Origin of the sequence: Paraburkholderia sp. JPY465, assembly GCF_050436725.1 — a bacterium.
Taxonomy (GTDB): domain Bacteria; phylum Pseudomonadota; class Gammaproteobacteria; order Burkholderiales; family Burkholderiaceae; genus Paraburkholderia; species Paraburkholderia youngii.
This window is the reverse complement of sequence record NZ_JBNDMT010000006.1, coordinates 1,450,968-1,466,597: the sequence shown is the minus strand read 5'-3', so window position 1 is coordinate 1,466,597 and position 15,630 is coordinate 1,450,968. Positions and strand designations below refer to the sequence as shown.

9 protein-coding genes are annotated in these 15,630 nt (G+C 63.3%); 1 reads left to right on the top strand and 8 read right to left on the bottom strand.

The window, feature by feature from the left end; genetic code table 11:
• Window positions 1-18: 18 nt before the first annotated feature.
• On the bottom strand, window positions 19-807 hold the full coding sequence (locus QFZ94_RS40115) for a response regulator (RefSeq protein ID WP_176108491.1): 789 nt from the start codon (window positions 805-807) through the stop codon (window positions 19-21).
• 77 nt (window positions 808-884) lie between these two features.
• Window positions 885-1,202, bottom strand: coding sequence for a hypothetical protein (locus QFZ94_RS40110; RefSeq protein ID WP_429463504.1), 318 nt, complete (start codon window positions 1,200-1,202; stop codon window positions 885-887).
• A 193-nt stretch (window positions 1,203-1,395) separates the two neighbouring features.
• Between QFZ94_RS40110 and QFZ94_RS40105 the strand changes: the two genes are divergently transcribed.
• Window positions 1,396-2,004: a lytic transglycosylase domain-containing protein gene (locus QFZ94_RS40105; protein ID WP_429463501.1), complete on the top strand. Its 609-nt coding sequence runs from the start codon at window positions 1,396-1,398 to the stop codon at window positions 2,002-2,004.
• A 39-nt stretch (window positions 2,005-2,043) separates the two neighbouring features.
• Here QFZ94_RS40105 and QFZ94_RS40100 read toward each other — a convergent pair whose 3' ends face one another.
• Genes QFZ94_RS40100 through QFZ94_RS40075 form a run of 6 tightly spaced genes read right to left on the bottom strand, consistent with a single transcriptional unit; the run spans window position 2,044 to window position 15,619 of the window.
• Window positions 2,044-3,678 (bottom strand): c-type cytochrome, encoded by a 1,635-nt coding sequence (locus QFZ94_RS40100; RefSeq protein ID WP_429463499.1) that lies wholly within the window; start codon window positions 3,676-3,678, stop codon window positions 2,044-2,046.
• A 2-nt stretch (window positions 3,679-3,680) separates the two neighbouring features.
• On the bottom strand, window positions 3,681-4,523 hold the full coding sequence (locus QFZ94_RS40095; RefSeq protein ID WP_368581528.1) for a hypothetical protein: 843 nt from the start codon (window positions 4,521-4,523) through the stop codon (window positions 3,681-3,683).
• A 26-nt stretch (window positions 4,524-4,549) separates the two neighbouring features.
• Window positions 4,550-5,332 (bottom strand): outer membrane lipoprotein-sorting protein, encoded by a 783-nt coding sequence (locus QFZ94_RS40090; protein WP_368581527.1) that lies wholly within the window; start codon window positions 5,330-5,332, stop codon window positions 4,550-4,552.
• Between the two features lie 38 nt (window positions 5,333-5,370).
• Window positions 5,371-5,871 (bottom strand): hypothetical protein, encoded by a 501-nt coding sequence (locus QFZ94_RS40085; protein ID WP_368581526.1) that lies wholly within the window; start codon window positions 5,869-5,871, stop codon window positions 5,371-5,373.
• The gene (locus QFZ94_RS40080; RefSeq protein ID WP_429463496.1) at window positions 5,868-14,009 is read right to left on the bottom strand and encodes an Ig-like domain-containing protein; all 8,142 of its coding nucleotides are present in this window, start codon (window positions 14,007-14,009) and stop codon (window positions 5,868-5,870) included. The genes QFZ94_RS40085 and QFZ94_RS40080 overlap by 4 nt, the downstream gene beginning before the upstream one ends.
• A gap of 17 nt (window positions 14,010-14,026) precedes the next feature.
• Window positions 14,027-15,619 (bottom strand): multicopper oxidase domain-containing protein, encoded by a 1,593-nt coding sequence (locus QFZ94_RS40075; protein WP_368581692.1) that lies wholly within the window; start codon window positions 15,617-15,619, stop codon window positions 14,027-14,029.
• Between the last annotated feature and the right edge of the window lie 11 nt (window positions 15,620-15,630).

Genomic DNA, 15,630 nt, shown 5'->3' with positions numbered 1-15,630 from the left:
CACCCCCGCGCGCTGCCCTCATCCGGCTGCTGGTCCACTGAGCCTCGACGCTGGCAGTTCCTCGACATCGCCGGGTGCCGCTGGCGGCTCCGGATGCGCAACCGGCGGCTGGACTGGCTTGTCGGAATCGCGTTCCGCGCATTTGGTCGCGAGCGAAGTCAACAGCCCCATGCTGATCGCGACCAGCACGAGTTCCGTCAGATTCTCGATGGCGAGCTTGTGCATCACGCTCGCCCGATACTTCTCGATCGTCTTCGGGCTGAGGTTCAGATACTCTCCGACCTGGCGGTTGGTACGCCCTTCAGCAATCAGCTTCAGCACACTGCGCTCGCGCGCCGTGAGAATGTCCCACGCGTTCTTCGGCGCCACTGCTTCGCGGCCGGTAATGAAAGAGTCGACCATGTAGCCGTACACATCGGCGCTCAGATGCTTTTTTCCCTGCATCACCGCGCGCATCGCAACAATCAGTTCGTCGAACGAAACATCTTTCAGCACATAACCGTCGACGCCCGCACGCAGCGCTTCACGCACGTACTCCTCGTTTTGATGCACGGTGAGCGCCAGGATACGCACGTGAGGCGAACGGCGCTTGATCGCCGCGCTCGCGTCGATGCCGTTCATGCCGCGCATCGACAGATCCATCAGGATCAGATCAGGATTGAGCGCCATGGCGAACTGGCAGGCTTGCTTGCCGTCCGTCGCCTCTCCGACAACAGGAAATTCGCCTTGTGCTGACAGCATCGAGCACAATCCTTTTCGCAGCAGATCATGATCCTCGCTGACCAGGACGCGATATTTGGTATTCACGATCCCCACTCCCTCGTTAGAGCATGGACGGTTGATTCATCAACCGTAAGCGCCTGTGGCAGGACGATTTTCTTCTTTCAAATATTTCTTTCTGATTCCTTGGATATTTCTTTCCAATAAATTAACCTATCCTTACTTTGACTTAACATATTTTTTGACCACATCCGATTGCCCGCGCGGCCTTGCTGTGCAAGGTTCGCGCCATCTGGCTCAGGACCTTTTCCAGAGTCGGGAAGCACGACGCAACCTTTAGTTTGATTAACTAAGTTGGCGAAAAACGTTTCAAAACAGATACGTTCGACGGAAAAACTGATTTTGGTAAAAATAGGAATAAAGTGCGTCCTTCCTGTGTTTCGCGAATGCGAGGTAGCACAAACTACGCCATCCGCCCCCATCGGAACTATTTTCCTTCCTTGAGGCGAATGACAAACAATAGCCAAGCCTGACGGATCTCACGATTCGTTACAGATGTAACATTCCTGCAAATCAGTAAATACCCTCCTCGGCGCACCTCCAAAAGTAGGAGGGTGCCCCATTGCTCAGGTCCTTTTGCGCGACTCACAATGACGACGCGGAGGGATGTCGAACATGCGCAAGCGCTCTTTTTTGCTGTCGGCGAGTACGCTTCGGGCGGTCACGATGACCCTCGGCATGACATCAACTGGGCTCGCGCATGCGGACATCTTTGGCGCGGTCGACAGCCAAGGTGCGATCGTCCTGACCAATACACCGGGCACGGCGGGACTGCGCGTGATCGTCGCGGGGGACCCGCCGCCCGAGCGAAGTGCGAAACGTACAAACAGCACATTCAGCGCCGTGATCGAAGAAGCAAGCCGCACCTTTCGCGTGGCGCCCGAACTGCTGCGCGCGGTGATCGACGTCGAGTCGCGCTACAACCCGAATGCGGTATCGGACAAAGGTGCCCAAGGTCTCATGCAGTTGATGCCCGACACCGCGCGGCGCTTTTCGGGCGGCAACATGTTCAATCCGCGCGACAACGTGCTGGCAGGCGCGCGCTATCTACGCTTCCTGCTCGATCTCTTCCAGGACGACATGGAACTTGCGCTGGCCGCGTACAACGCGGGCGAGAACGCCGTGATCAAGGCCGGCTATCGCATCCCTTCGATCCCCGAGACGCGTCAGTACGTGCCGCGCGTGCTGGACCGCTACCGGCGTCTGCTGACGGTCAGCGGCTGATGCGCGCCGGCGGCGCTGTCATGCCGCCCTGCCCGGCTGCTAGGGCACGATCCACGCGCCATCGGCAACGACACGCGTGTTCTCGGGTTGCGCAAAGCGAACGAGATAACCGCCCTTCGAGGCAAAGCGCTGACCCGGCGCGAGCGTCAGGCGCGGATAGTAGCCCGTCAGGATCCGATGGTCGAGCATGTCATCGACGCGTTCTACCAGGTAGTCTCTGACGAACGCATCGGCCATGTGACTGAGGGTCTCGGCGAGCAGCCCGCACGCGAGATAGGTATCCGCCTGAACGCGCTCGTCGACGACCTGAATATGCCTGATCGCGAACCAGCCGAACGCGTAATCGACACGCACGCGCCGTCCCTCGGGCAGGTCGACCGGATAGGCGATACGCGCGGCGTCGCGCCACCTTTGCGGCAAGGGTATGCGGTCCAGGCCACCCATCAGTCCCGACACAAAGACCTGAGTCGAAGCGGGCGGCTTGCCTGCGACCGCCGCGATATCAGGTGGCCGCAGCCACAGCACCAGCGCATCTGTTCCACGCGCACCGCGAAGCGCTTCGGCAACGCTATCGCCCGGCGCGAGCCTGTGGCTCGATACGCTCACGCCGTGGTCCTTCAGTGCGCTCGCGAGCGCAAGCGCCGCCGCCTCGCCGCTGTCGCCCGCGCGATACACCTGGCGTACGGTCTTCACCATGCCAGCCGGTGAGCCGCTATTCGCGTCGAGAATACGCTTCGCGATCAGCCCGGCCTCGAGCAGAACGCCCTTCGAGAAATACATCGAGTAAAAGTCCTGGTCGGTCTCGACTGGCACGTCGACGTTGGGAAAGAGGCACGGCACCGCTTCCTGCTCGCAGAAGTCGTGAACGGGCGCCCAGTTCTTGCCGCCGATTCCCGACAACACCGCAAATACGGGTTGCTGCGTCAGATACGCTTTCAACTGCTCGTGCCAGGTCTCGGGTGGGCCGTGCAGTTCCCACACATGCAACTCCCAGCGCCGGTTGACCATGAACATCATCTTGCGCGAGGTGCGCAGCGGCGGCGTTGCACCGAGCGGCGAAGCGTTCTTGTCGGCGAAATAATGTTCCAGCACGTCGAGCATGCCGCGCCGTTTCACCGGATCCGCGTCCGGTGTGATGATCGTCGCGAAGTGCAGCACGGTATCCGTGACGCCCGGCGCCCTGCGCCGGTCGAGCCGCTTCAGATAGCCGATCAACGCCGCCATGTCCGCGTCGTTCAGCGCGAACTGCGGCATCAGATTGCTGAGTGGCTTGCCCTCGGAGTCGACGCCTTCGCGGATCGCACGGGCGATCGTCGCGTCCGTGTACGGCTCGCGATTGGCCCGCATGCCGTCGACGTAGGGCATCTCCAGCTCCTCGGGATTCTGAACCCGCGGGTGGAACAGATACTGCCCGCTGATCGGCGGAATGGTGTTGTTGCCTTCGCGCGCGCCGAGCCCGCTGCGCCGGTGGCAATTCATGCATGCGACGGCGGCGCCTTGCATGCGCACGCCGCCATCGTGGCTCGCTTGAACCGCTTCCCCGGAGCCGGCAATGCCGCGCTGGTAGATCGACTCGCCGGCATCGATGGGAGGCGCGCCGCGCGCTAGTTGCACGCCGGCCAGCAGCAGCGCGGCAAGCGCGGCCGCTACCCCAAAGAACCCGGCGCGGCGCATGACTAAGGAACCGGCCGGACCGGCGAGCCGCTCGCCGGCGAGGTGTCGGCGCCGATCGTGACGGAAGCGTGCCGCCCCTGCCAAACAGGTTTGGCGAACGTCAATCTGTCGAGGGGCGGATTGAGCGTGACCTTGTCGATCACCAGCCGGTCTTTCCTATCCGTCCCGATCGGGCCGCTTTCGATGACGAACGGAATCCGCACGCCATCCACGTCCCTGAAGTCGCGATACATCACCTCGACGATCGCGGGCTGGCCCGAAGGACCGCGCGCCTCGCGGTCGGACTTCACATCGAGGAAATTCTGCGCGTCGACCCACACGTGGCGCGTCGCACCGGAGGGCAAGCGCAGCGACAGACGATAGGTATCGCGTCCTTCGACCTTGTCGGTGCCTTCGAGTGCGACGTCGATGCCCTTCGCGGCGTGATCGAGCAACGGGCCGTCGATGACCTGCGCGTCGCGCGCGAACTTCACTTCATCGCTCGTATAGGGGCGCACATCCGGACCGCCGCTTCCCGACGGGCGCACTTTCCAGCCTTCCTTGCCGTCGAATACGTGCACGATCATCTGATTGGCCGCCGTGACCTCGAAGCGAGTAAGGTCGGGACGTTTCAACGTGAGCATGAATGGCAGATTCGACGCGGGTGCATTCGGACTGTCCACGTGCCCGACCCACTCCATCGACATGACCTTGCGCCAGGCATCCGCGCCGCCGCGAGCCTCGGCGTTCCTCGCGACGATTTCCTCCGTGCCAAGGCTGTCGTCCGACCTCGCGGCCGGCATCTGCTCCAGCGCGAACGCGGCGGCGATCGCCACCAGCAACCACCACCAAGAAATCCGTTTCATGACCTTCTCCCGGTGTGCTGCCGTCGCTAGCGAGCCGGCACCTTGACCATGACGAGTTGCGGCTTGGCGAACAGCGAATCGTCGGCGGCCTGATTCACCGTCACGTGCTGAATCGTCATCTGATGGGTCTGCTTCACGCCCGCGACTATTGTCTCGAGCGTATGCGGCACGACCAGGCCGTTTTCCGCGTGGTAATCGCGGAAGTAGACGGCGACGTTGTGCATGCGCCCGTCAAGCTTGCGCGGGTCGCCATCCATTTTCAGCTCGAGAAAGTTCGTCGCGTCGATCCACACATGACGCTCGGTGTGATCTTTCGTCGTCAGCATGAGCCTGTAGGCGCGGTGGCCCTCCACGGTATCCATGCCCTGCACCGCGACCTGGCTGCCCTTGCTCGCGTAGTCGATCAGCGGGCCGTCGAGATCGGCGGTGTTCGCGGCCGATTTCGCCTCGGCGGACGTATAAGGCTCGGCGTCATTTCGTCCGAGGAACGGCCGGACTTTCCAGCCTTGCGAACCGTCGTAGACCTGATACGCGGTCTGATTGTCGAAACGAAGTTCAAAGCGGCTCTTGTGCGGCCGCTTCATCGTCATCGTGAACGGCAGCTTGACTGGTTTGGTGCCGCCCACGTCGATCTGTCCTGTCATCGTTATCGTGTTGACGGCGTGCCACGCCTTCAGACCGCCGCGCGCAGCGACGTTGCGCTCCACGATCTGCGCCGCGCTCAGGTCGGCCGCCGACGCCGCGGCCGGCATCAGGGCCGCGGCCAGCAAGGCCGCCATCGGGACCGTCATCGAAAACAACCGCTTCATGGCTCACCCCTCCCTTTCTTCGCGGATCGCTGACGCGATCATTCGACCACCAGTCCATCGATATGAAACGTGCCGATCAGCACGTTGACGCGATCGCCTGCCCTGATCAGGTTGCCTTTGTTGGAGAACACCACCCAGTATTGCTGGCCGACCTCCTGCGGACCGGTCTGGCGAAGCTGGCCGATCGTGTCCATCACCGGCACTTCGAGCAATGCATGACTTCTCTCGCCATACAGATACGGCGTCGAGTTCTTGTCGCCGAGTAACTGCGCGACCGCCGGGTCGGTGACCCGATAGCTGAAGCGCAGCAGATTGCCGGAGGCGGTGCGCCGCACGCTCAGGTTGTCGACGCCATGCATCATTTGATACAGCTGCTGCGCGTGCTGCGGCACTTTCACCGGCATATACGGCGACGCCCCTGCCGAAGTCGCGGCCGCCGGGTTTTGCTGCGCCGCGGCTGCATCCAGCATGGTCGCGGCCAGACAAACTCCCGATAGCAGCGATGCTCTGCGCCACGCCGACGACAATGGGTGTTTCATGGCAAGGCTCCCGTCAGGGTACTTTGCACCTGAGTCGCGTCGTTGATGACGTTCAGCAACTGGTCGAGCCCTGCGGGACCGAACGACAGATTGCTTCCTGTCACCAGCCCAGCGAGACCGGCAAGTCCACCCGTGCGCGGCAACTCGACCGCGCCGATATCGACCCCCCCGTTTTGCGGGCGGGCCGTGCCGAAGAAGTCGTGGTTCGGCGCACCAACCGGCGTGGCTGCGTTGACCGCCGGCGAATTCGACTGGATCGCATAGTTGCCGAGCGGCACGCCGTAGCCGGCGGTGCCCGACGGGATCGTCGCGTTGAACAGCGACAGCGGCCCGTACGACATGTTGATCCAGTTGTTGCCTTCATCCGGCGTGGCCGAGGGCAGCAGGCTGAAGAGCGGATTCGGCAGCACCGTGTCGGCAATCCCCGGAGGCACCGCAAAGCCGTTACCGCCACCTTCAGGCGGCACACGCGAACCGTTGCAGTACTGGCTGACCACGTTCGGATTCGCACCGCTGTTGTGCGCGTTCGGGTAATCGCCGGCATCGGTCAGGATCGAATACTGCGGGGCCAGCGTCACCCCCGACTCGTGAGTCGAGGGCTTCACATCGCCATACGCGCCGATGTCCCAATACATCGCATGCGGATCGCAATACCCGGTCTTCTGGCCCGACTGGTTCAGCGTCGGGTTCAGTGCGACCGTGTTCTGCAGGCCCGGAATGTTCGGATTGAGTCCAGCCACGGTGATATAGAACGAGCGGTTTTGCCAGAACACGTTGTTCGTCAGCACCGGGTTGGAGAACCTCGTGCAGTTCGGCAGGTTGCCAGGACACACCACGTTCGGGCTCGTGAACGCACTGATGAAGTTCGACGTATGCCGCGCGACCTCGAGACCCGACGGTTGGAACGTGGATGTCGTGATCGGGCTGCAGGTCGTTTCGGCGCCCACCGTCGTGCAGTTCGGCGGCCCGACGTTCGCCTGTGCAGCCAGCGCCGTGTTGAACAGCACGCCGGCCGACGAAGTCGAATCGTTCGAGATCACCGTGTTATTGACGAAGCTCACCCGCACCGCGTCCTGCAGCGACACGCCACCACCCGACCAGCCCGCCACGTTGTTCGCGATGATGTTGTTGATCACGCTAACGTCGTGCCACGCGTTGCGGTTGTTCGGACTGCGCTGCACGTCCGTGCCGTTGATGTTCTGCAAGCGCAGACCGCCGCCTTTACCGCTTTCCGCGGTATTGCCGACAATCAGGTTGCCATCGATCACGAGGCCCGGGCCGACGCCGTCGGAAAGCTGCGGCGCGCAGTCGATGTCGACCGTCGAGTTTTCACAGAAGGTGCCGTCCGGCGGCACGCCCTGGGCGATGATGCCGCCGCCGTACGTGGGCAACGTCGGGTTGTTGCTCTGGTTGAAGATCACCCAGTTGTGCGAGATGTCGCCGTTGTAGCTGAAGCCGAAGTGAGCGATGCCGCCGCCGTCGCCGCTGCTGATATTGCCGCACACCCAGTTGTAGTTGAAGTGATAGTTGTCGGCGCCCGAGCAGAACGTCACACCGGCTGCGGACGAAGGCGTCGTCGAGTTGATTTCATCGCCATACGATGCGTTCGCGGTCACCGCGTTGTGGTGCACGTTCACATGGGTGTTGTACGCGAACGGCAACTGCGTGATGCCGTTCGCCGCGATCGTGCCGTCCGGCACTTCGACCTGGCCGATCGTGATGCCGCCCGTGAGCGTTCCGGCGTTGCTCGACACGCGGTTGTTCGACACCTCCGTGTAGTGGTTCCAGCCGTGCAGGAAGATCCCGCCCCCGCCTTGCGAGCTATTCGTGAAGGTCATGCCGTCCACCCGCGACGGATTGCACAGGAAGTTGCTGGGGTACTGAGTGCAATCCGTGTTGCTGCTGGTGAGCGGCGTGCAGATGCCGTTGGCCGTGCAGTTCGGATCTGCCGCGTTGTTCACGTCGCGCACGCCCTTGGCGAGCACCGTGATGGCGGCGCCTTCGTAGGCACCCATCAGCGTGGGTTCGATCAGCAGTTCGCCGAGGTTGCCGTTGAGCGTGTTGTCCCAGCCTATCGTCGGTTCCAGCGGAATCGCATCCACTTTTCGTTGCATCGCGGTGCTGCACGAGTACTTTCCGGTCGGGTCGTACGGGTTGCCGGAGCTGATCAGCCCACCGTTTAGCGCCACGCCGAACAGGCAGTCGACCTGTCTGCGCCACGGGTCCATCTTGCCGGACGGGTGGGGATTCGCGTTGACCGTCACGGAACTCGCGCCGACGCCTTGCAGACGAACCGGCTTCCACATCAACAGCATCTCGTTGTAGACGCCGGGTCCGACGATGATCATGTCACCCGGGGTTGCACTATCGATGGCCTTCTGAATGGCGTTGCTCGTGCCGTTCTCGCCAGCCACATACGTCGGCGCCTTGCCGCCGATCGTGACCGTGACGGTATCGATCGACTTCTTGCCGTTGCCGGCCGTAATCGACAGTTCACCGCAACGCGTCGTCGTGTTGACGCCACGCTGCTGGATCGTGCAGCTCGATTGCGCCGCGCTCAGGTTCGGCACCGTCACCGTGATCTGCGTGTCGCTCCACGAGGTCACCGGCGCGACGACACCGCCAATCGTCACGGTGCCCGTGCCCTGCGCGGCCCCGAAGCCATAGTGACGCGTGACGAACTTCTGGTTATACGGCGCCGTGGTCGCGGCCGGTCCTGTATAGGCATGGTTGACCACGGTCTGGTCGCCGAGCGATTTGATCGTCAGCGCATGGCCGGCCGCACTGACCCACGGACCCGCCCCGCCGCCGCTCGAGTCGCCGGTCACCGTCGAGACGGCCGGGGTCGCGTCGGGATACGCGCAGTCGGGCTGGTTGTAGCCGTCCGCGAACGCCTGGACCGGCACGACCGGGGTATCCATGTACTGCGTCTGGCCGGGCATGAACGGAATCTCGTAGCAGAACTGGCTGTACGCCGGGTTATAGAGCGGATCGCGTTTCGTCTGGCCGGGATGCGCCGGATCGGGCATGTCGGGATCGTTCATGCAGGCCACCATCATGGTCGGCGCGTAACCCGTCGGGTTCGGCGGATTCACTTGCCACGTCGAATAGTTCAGGCCGTTGAAGATGCCCCACTGATCCGAATACACACGCGACACTTCGTTGCCGGCAAAGTCCTTCAGCGAAACCGGCACGTTCGGCACCGCGAACTTTTCACCGAACTGCGGCGAGTACGGGTCGAATTCCGACGAGAAGTCATCCAGCATGAAGCCCGTGAAGTGAGCGGCGACATGCGTGGAGCTGAACACCCAGAACTTCGCGACCGCCGACATCTGGTTGGTCAGCGTGACTTCCTTGCGGTCGCACAGATGCCGGGACGCGCCCGCGAACGGTGCGACTTCCTGCGAACCGGGGAACAGGCTGATGTAGTCGGGCACGATCCGCAGCGCGCCCACGCACGGCCAGGCAGGTTGAATGACGCCGGTGACCTCTTCGTTGCGAGGCTGCATGCCGAGATCCGTGGTCGGGTTCTGCGCATTGTTGGCGTTGTAGCTCGAATTCACCGCCGCCTGGTCGGGCAGGATGAAGATGTTGCCGAGACTGCCGAACTGTTGCGTCACCGGCGCGATGTAGTTATCGCCGATCAGGATGTTCTTGTCCTCCTCCTTCACGAGTTCATAACCCGGCGGGACGATGACTTCGACCACGTACTTGCCTGCGGGCAGCATCTTCGTGCCGTCGCCGGACGGGTTGGTCACGCAGATCGAGCAGTTCGTGCCGGTCGGCTTGCCGGTGGTCGGGTTGCGGCCCGTCACGCTCGGGAACTGATACATCCCGTCATACGGCGCGGGCTGCAACTGGTTGAACGCGTGCATGCCGTCATAACACTTGAATTGCGAGTTTGCCGGCAACGCGCGCTGCTGGGAATCGAGCCACTGCTTCGAGTTTTTCAGCGTGAAGAAGAACGGGTCCGTGGTTTCCTGGCCCGGACAGTTCATGTTCGGCACGCCGTCCGAGCGGAAGCCCTGCGCCCAGTCGTCCCAACTGCTGGTTTTGGTCGTATCCACGAGCGCGAGGCTCTGGGTGCCGTCCGCGGCAACGTTCTCCTGATAGAGGTTCACGGTGACGTTCGGCACGTTCGGCGTCCAGCTCGTGTGGACGAGCTGGGCCGGGTCGTCGAACGGCCGTGTCGACGCATAGACTACTTCGCCGTGAATGCCGCCGTTTTCGGTCGGGCCGAACGGCGCCTTGCCGAATTCGATGAACGAGCTCTGACCGGAGAAGCCTTGCCAGCCCATGGTCGTCACCCATGGCGGATCGATCCGTCCCGTCGATGGATTGGTGCCTGAGCGATCGTTGCAGTCCGCGTCGTTGCAATACACCGAGCCGGGAAAGCGCAGGTTGGTTGGCAGGTGCGACGTCGCGGATTCCTTGGTGTTGGCGTAGTGAGCCGCAATGGTCGAGGTGCCGCCGCCGGGCGTGCCATCCGGCGGACCGCCCGCATCGTAGACCGCATGGACGCCGGTCTGCTTGTAGCGCGTCGTATCGGTCTCGGCGATGTACCAGTTGAACAGCGGGAATACTTCGTTGAACGACGCATAGCCGTTCAGGTCGGTGGTATTGAAGTTCGAATAGCTGCCGTCGCGGAACCGGATGGTGGTGGGTACGAGCGCGACACCGGGCTTGCTGGCATCCGACACGCCATTGCCATTGGTATCGAGGAAGGTTCGCGTGTACAGATTGGTGTGCCATTGAAGCACTGACAGCTCGCCGACGTTCGCCGTCTGTCCGCCCTTCACCGCTGCGGCCGTCGCCAGCCCGTCGACGATCTGATCGTTCCACTGATCGAACACCGTGATTCTGTACGTGCCGTCGGGCAAGCCGCTCACGCTGAACGAGCCGTCGGCCGCGCACTTGGTGAACGCAACATCCTCGCCGTCCGGATCGCCGACGCTCACATAACACTGCGTGAAGCTGAGCGAGTCGCGCGAGCCGGCGCCATAGAGGTTTTCATTAGGCGGCCGGCTGTAGTGCAGGTTGGTAATCCGGCCTTTGATGCCGTTGTTGCAGGTCACGCCTTTGCAAAGAGCAGGCAGTCGCGCATTGATGATCTTCGGATTTGCAAAGCCGATCGTCACGTGAAAACCCGCTGGCCCGAATTCCTGGAAGTACGCCGGGCCGCCGACTTTGATGAACGCATCGTGAGCTTTCTGGCCGTCGAGCGTGTTGGTCTGCAGCCACTCTTCACCGCGTCCGATACGGTCGGCCGCAGGGTACGCTTGCACACCATAGCGCCCCGGCATCAGATTGGCGATGATCGCCTGGCCCACCAGCGGCGACAGTGTCTTGCCGTCGGACTCGAATTTCGGGCATGTCGGGATCATGCCGACGATGCCGTCATGTGTCGTCTTCGAGATCGGGCAAGCGTCGAGACCGGTGGCCGGGTCCTTCATTCCGGCCAGCGAGTTGGACAGCGGCATGTTGAACATGTCGTAGCTCATCTGCCCGGTCGGGTCGCCCGTGCCGCCCGCGTCGTCGAAGAGTTTGATTTCGAAGCCGCCGAGGCCCGGTTCGCGCGCCGTGCCGAATGCGTCCGTACCGCCGCTCACGTCCACTTCGCCGTTGACCGGCGCGTCATCTTCAAACACGAACACCGAGATTTTCGCGGTCTGCAGCGGGGTCTGTTGCAACAGCACGTTCACTGCCGTTTGCGCAGCTGCGATCGGCGCGCCGCCCATTGCGTGACCGCATTTGCCGGTACCGGGCGCGAAGTCCGCGCCGCCCGGACCGGACGGGCAGTCCTTCGAGATGTCGAATTGCCGTTGCGTACCGTTCGGCCCCGGTTGCGGCGTGCCGGAGCCTTGCGAGAACGTGTTGCCCGCGTCGCCCGGCAGGATCGAAATGTAGTAATGCCTGGTTGGATCGAGCGCGACTTGCGCCGGATCGACCGGAGTCTGTTGCGCCGCGTCCGTGCGGCATACTCCGTTGCCGACGTCGCACACGGCCGGCAGATGCGAGTTGCTGGACGGATCGAGCACCGTCTGCCCGGACTCGCACGATACGGTTCCCACGCAGCCCGACGCGATCACCGGCATGTAGCTGGTATGGAAACTGGTGCCGAGACTCGGCACCGGCAACGGCGGACAGGTAGCCGGACGCCCGGCGCCGTTCACCTGGCAGGCGGGGTCGATCTGGAACGTGCGGTCCTCCTCGATGATCCAGCGATAGTCCTTGATCAACGTGCCGGTCGGCGCGTCCTTAACCGCCACGGCGAGTCCGCTGCCGCCGTTGAACTTCACGGTGACCGTTGCGGGTGCGCTAGCCGTGTTCTGCGAATTGACCGCCTTGTAGTGGAACGTGACCGTGGCTGTCGAGCTGCCCTTCGGCGGCACCGACGGTACGGCGTTGAACGAACCATCGGCGTTCAGCGTGACGGTGCCGCCCGTTACCGCACCCGACAAGGTCGCGGTGAGCGGCAGGCCAGACGGGTCAGTGTCGTTGGCGAGCACGCCCGGTGCGCCGATGTGCAGGAGCGAAGCGATATTGCTGGTGTACGAGTCGGCCTGAGCAACGGGTGCGCCGGACAGGCAATGAGAACTTGCCGTGCAGGGCGCCAGTGTCACTAGCGCTGTCAGCGCGGGATTGCCGTTCGCCTGATAGACGAAGCTGTCCGACGTCGTGCCGCTGTTCGGCACATACGTGAAGGTGCCGTTCTGATTCAGCGTGAGCACGCCGCCTGTCGGCGGGGTCTTGACCTGCACGCCGGAGACGCCCACATCGTTGGCGATCACGCCGCGTGCGGGATCGGCCACGCTCAGGGTGTTGCCGGGCACGAGGAAATACTTGTCGGGGTTGGCCACGGCGCCGGTGTTGGCAGCCGTCGACACCGGCGTTGCGCCACCGTTCACGCTGATATACCCCTGCATGCCCCCATCGCGTTGATTATTGGTGGACAGGCTCAACTCGCGATCGAACACAGGCAACGCGAGTGCGCCCGTTGCAGGCGCATTCATCAGCACGTCATAGGTTTTGCCGGCAGCGAGGAACACCTCCGACTGAACCCGCAGATTGCCCGGCAAAACGTTGCCGTCTTCCGCCAGCAGCGACAAGCCGGACATCGCCGGGTTGCCGGTTTGCGCGCCCACCACGGACGGCACGTGCATGCGCAGCCCGGCATTGACGAAGCGCAGCAGCACGAGCCCCGTCGAGGCCGGCGCTGCAGCCGCAAAGGTCGAACCGGCCGCGTTGTTGCGGTCGAACGCGATGCCGTTGATCAGGTAATAGCGCGGGTCGTAGTTCACCGCCGGCGGATAGCAGGTGCCATACGTCGACGACGACGGATTGCCGCAACCGTTCGGCTGACCGGACCAGACTGTGGTTTCGCTGAAGCCGGACGTCGTCACCGCCGATGCCACGGCGGCGTTCTGCACCGGATCGATTTCGCTTAGCACGAGCGGCACGTCCGCGTCATAGCTGACGCCGGGATAGGCCAGCGCGCGCGTCGAGCCATTGGCCGGCGTTCTGACCACCAGTACGCCGTACAGGCCCATCGGCCCTTGAATGGACGGATGCGTGCCCGACTCGATCAGGTAAGTGCCGGGGCTGAGATTGTTCCAGGTCAGGGAGGTCGTCTTTCCATGCGTCACTTCGTTGGCGAACGACTGCACACGCGGCGGCTGGGCGGGCGGCGTGAAACTCGCGCCGCTCGCGCTGCTGGCGATCGGCCAGGTGGTCGCGGTTTGCGTCGCATGCACCGGGCTTGCCGTGCTCGTCGCCGTCGTGCCTTGGCCGACACCGAGTTGGCCGACCACGACAAGCGAAGTCGGTATCGACCCCGGCAGACTGTTCGTGAGATTGATGGTCAGCGAGCCGGGCGGCACCGTGATCACGACAGGCGACCAGTTTGCGCCCGCGCCCGCATTCGACGCCGCGCATGTGGCGGGCGCCGTCGCCGCCGCTGAACAGGCGTAACCCCACATCGGCACGACCTGTCCGTCGGGAAGCGCAATCGTCGAGGCCTGCGCCGTCAGACTGACGCTTTGGGCGCAGGCCATGCCGCTCGCCGTGAGCACAATCGTTGCGGCGACGCCCGCCTTGATCAGACCGAGGAGCGTCCCTTTGAAATGGGTGGATCTCATCGCGTTTCTCCCCGCCTCTAATTGCCTTCGTTGATCGTGAAAGCTTGTGGATCCACGAGCATCATCATCATCATTCCGCCAGGGAAAATGTTGTTCGTGGTGATCTCGCGTTCATTGTGTGAGTGCCACATGTAGGCGAAGCCGGCTTCCGCAGACGGTGAGTTAGCAACCGTGCCGCTGGGCGGCGTCGTTCCGTTGTAAGCGGTCGCTCGTGCCGTGGCGTCGGGCCCGAGATAGGGACTGCCACCGAACCAGGCGCCGTTGGTCAGCACACGCGCATCCGGCAAGGTGACCGGACCGCCGCTGCCCACGTTGCCAAATGGATGAGCTTCCAGCGCCTTGTTGTGATCGGCGCACCACTCGTAGTAATTCGGCGCTTTCGGGTCAGCGGTGTAGTAGCCGTTCGCATCCGGAATGCAGACGCTGCCATCGCCCGGCTTGTGTCCGTACACGTCCCAATTCAGGCCTTTGCCGGTCCAGTAGAAGATGCCGTCCATCGCGAGGCCCGGCGTGGTCGTGGTCGTGAACAGCAAGGGGCCGGCGAGCTTGGTCGCATCCGTCTTGCTGAGCAGCAGGTTGCCGTCGCGCGCCAGCACGCGCACGTGATTGCCGTGTTCGTGGAACGGATGCTGCCAGCGCCCCGTGCCGATCACCCGCAGCAGCACCAGTTCGCCGGGATGCATGTGCGGATTGCCGTTGTACGGCTGATTCGGATATTGCGGCGCGTAGTTCGGGTCCATGTCATCAGGCATGGAGCGCCCGTTGATCAGGAAATAGGCCGGGTGATAGGGCTCGGTTTCGACGGTCATACAACCGGTGGACTGGGTGCACGCTTTGGCCGCCTGCTGTTCCGCCTGCGAGTGAATGCGCGGATCCATTTCGGAAAACTGGAACAGATACTCGCGGTCGTAGCAGGTCGCGCTGTGGTTGTAGGCCGCCGCGGCATTCCGGTAATCGGGCTGTCCGTCGGGCAGCGTCGAGGATACGGCGCGGCAGCCCGTCGGCACCGCGAGGGTCCCGGGCGAGCTGGTCGGCAACACGATCAGCGCGCCGGACAAGCCCATTTCGATCTGCAGATCGCCTTGCGTGCCACTGTAGTAGCTATGCGTTCCCGGCGTCGCAGCCACGAAGCTGTAGGTGACCGTATTGCCGTGGGTCGCCTCGCGTGTCAGCACACCCGGCACGCCGGTCTGCGTCGCCGGACAGGTGCCGTCCGGATTCAGCGCCGCGGCGCATACCTGGAAGCCCGGAAACAGGATCGAGGTATTGCCCGCGGCGGCCGGCAGGTTGTTGGTAAGCGTGACCGTTACGACGTCGCCCTGTTTGACGATCAGTGTCGGCCCCGGAACCTGCATGCTGGGACAGTTCGCGCCCGCAATGCCCGCTGGCGAGAATCCCGCGGGCGCCGTGCGGCACCCGTAACCCCACGCGTAAATGCTCGAACCGTCCGGTTGACTGATACGGTTCGCCTCGGCGCTCAGATTGAACGTCGTTCCGGTGATGCCCGGCGCGGCGGCCTGCGCATGCAGGCAAATCAGTGCCGCCAGCAACGCGGCGCCGAATCGCGCGTAGCGTGCCAATCGCGCCAGGCATGCGGGGTACGCACGCATGGCGATCCCCC

Bases quoted from the DNA above. Each gene is read 5' to 3' on its own strand.
- QFZ94_RS40090 (WP_368581527.1), bottom strand. From the start codon at position 5,332: ATGAAGCGGTTGTTTTCGATGACGGTCCCGATGGCGGCCTTGCTGGCC.
- QFZ94_RS40100 (WP_429463499.1), bottom strand. From the start codon at position 3,678: ATGCGCCGCGCCGGGTTCTTTGGGGTAGCGGCCGCGCTTGCCGCGCTG.
- QFZ94_RS40075 (WP_368581692.1), bottom strand. From the start codon at position 15,619: ATGCGTGCGTACCCCGCATGCCTGGCGCGATTGGCACGCTACGCGCGA.
- QFZ94_RS40105 (WP_429463501.1), top strand. From the start codon at position 1,396: ATGCGCAAGCGCTCTTTTTTGCTGTCGGCGAGTACGCTTCGGGCGGTC.
- QFZ94_RS40110 (WP_429463504.1), bottom strand. From the start codon at position 1,202: ATGGGGGCGGATGGCGTAGTTTGTGCTACCTCGCATTCGCGAAACACA.
- QFZ94_RS40080 (WP_429463496.1), bottom strand. From the start codon at position 14,009: ATGAGATCCACCCATTTCAAAGGGACGCTCCTCGGTCTGATCAAGGCG.
- QFZ94_RS40095 (WP_368581528.1), bottom strand. From the start codon at position 4,523: ATGAAACGGATTTCTTGGTGGTGGTTGCTGGTGGCGATCGCCGCCGCG.
- QFZ94_RS40085 (WP_368581526.1), bottom strand. From the start codon at position 5,871: ATGAAACACCCATTGTCGTCGGCGTGGCGCAGAGCATCGCTGCTATCG.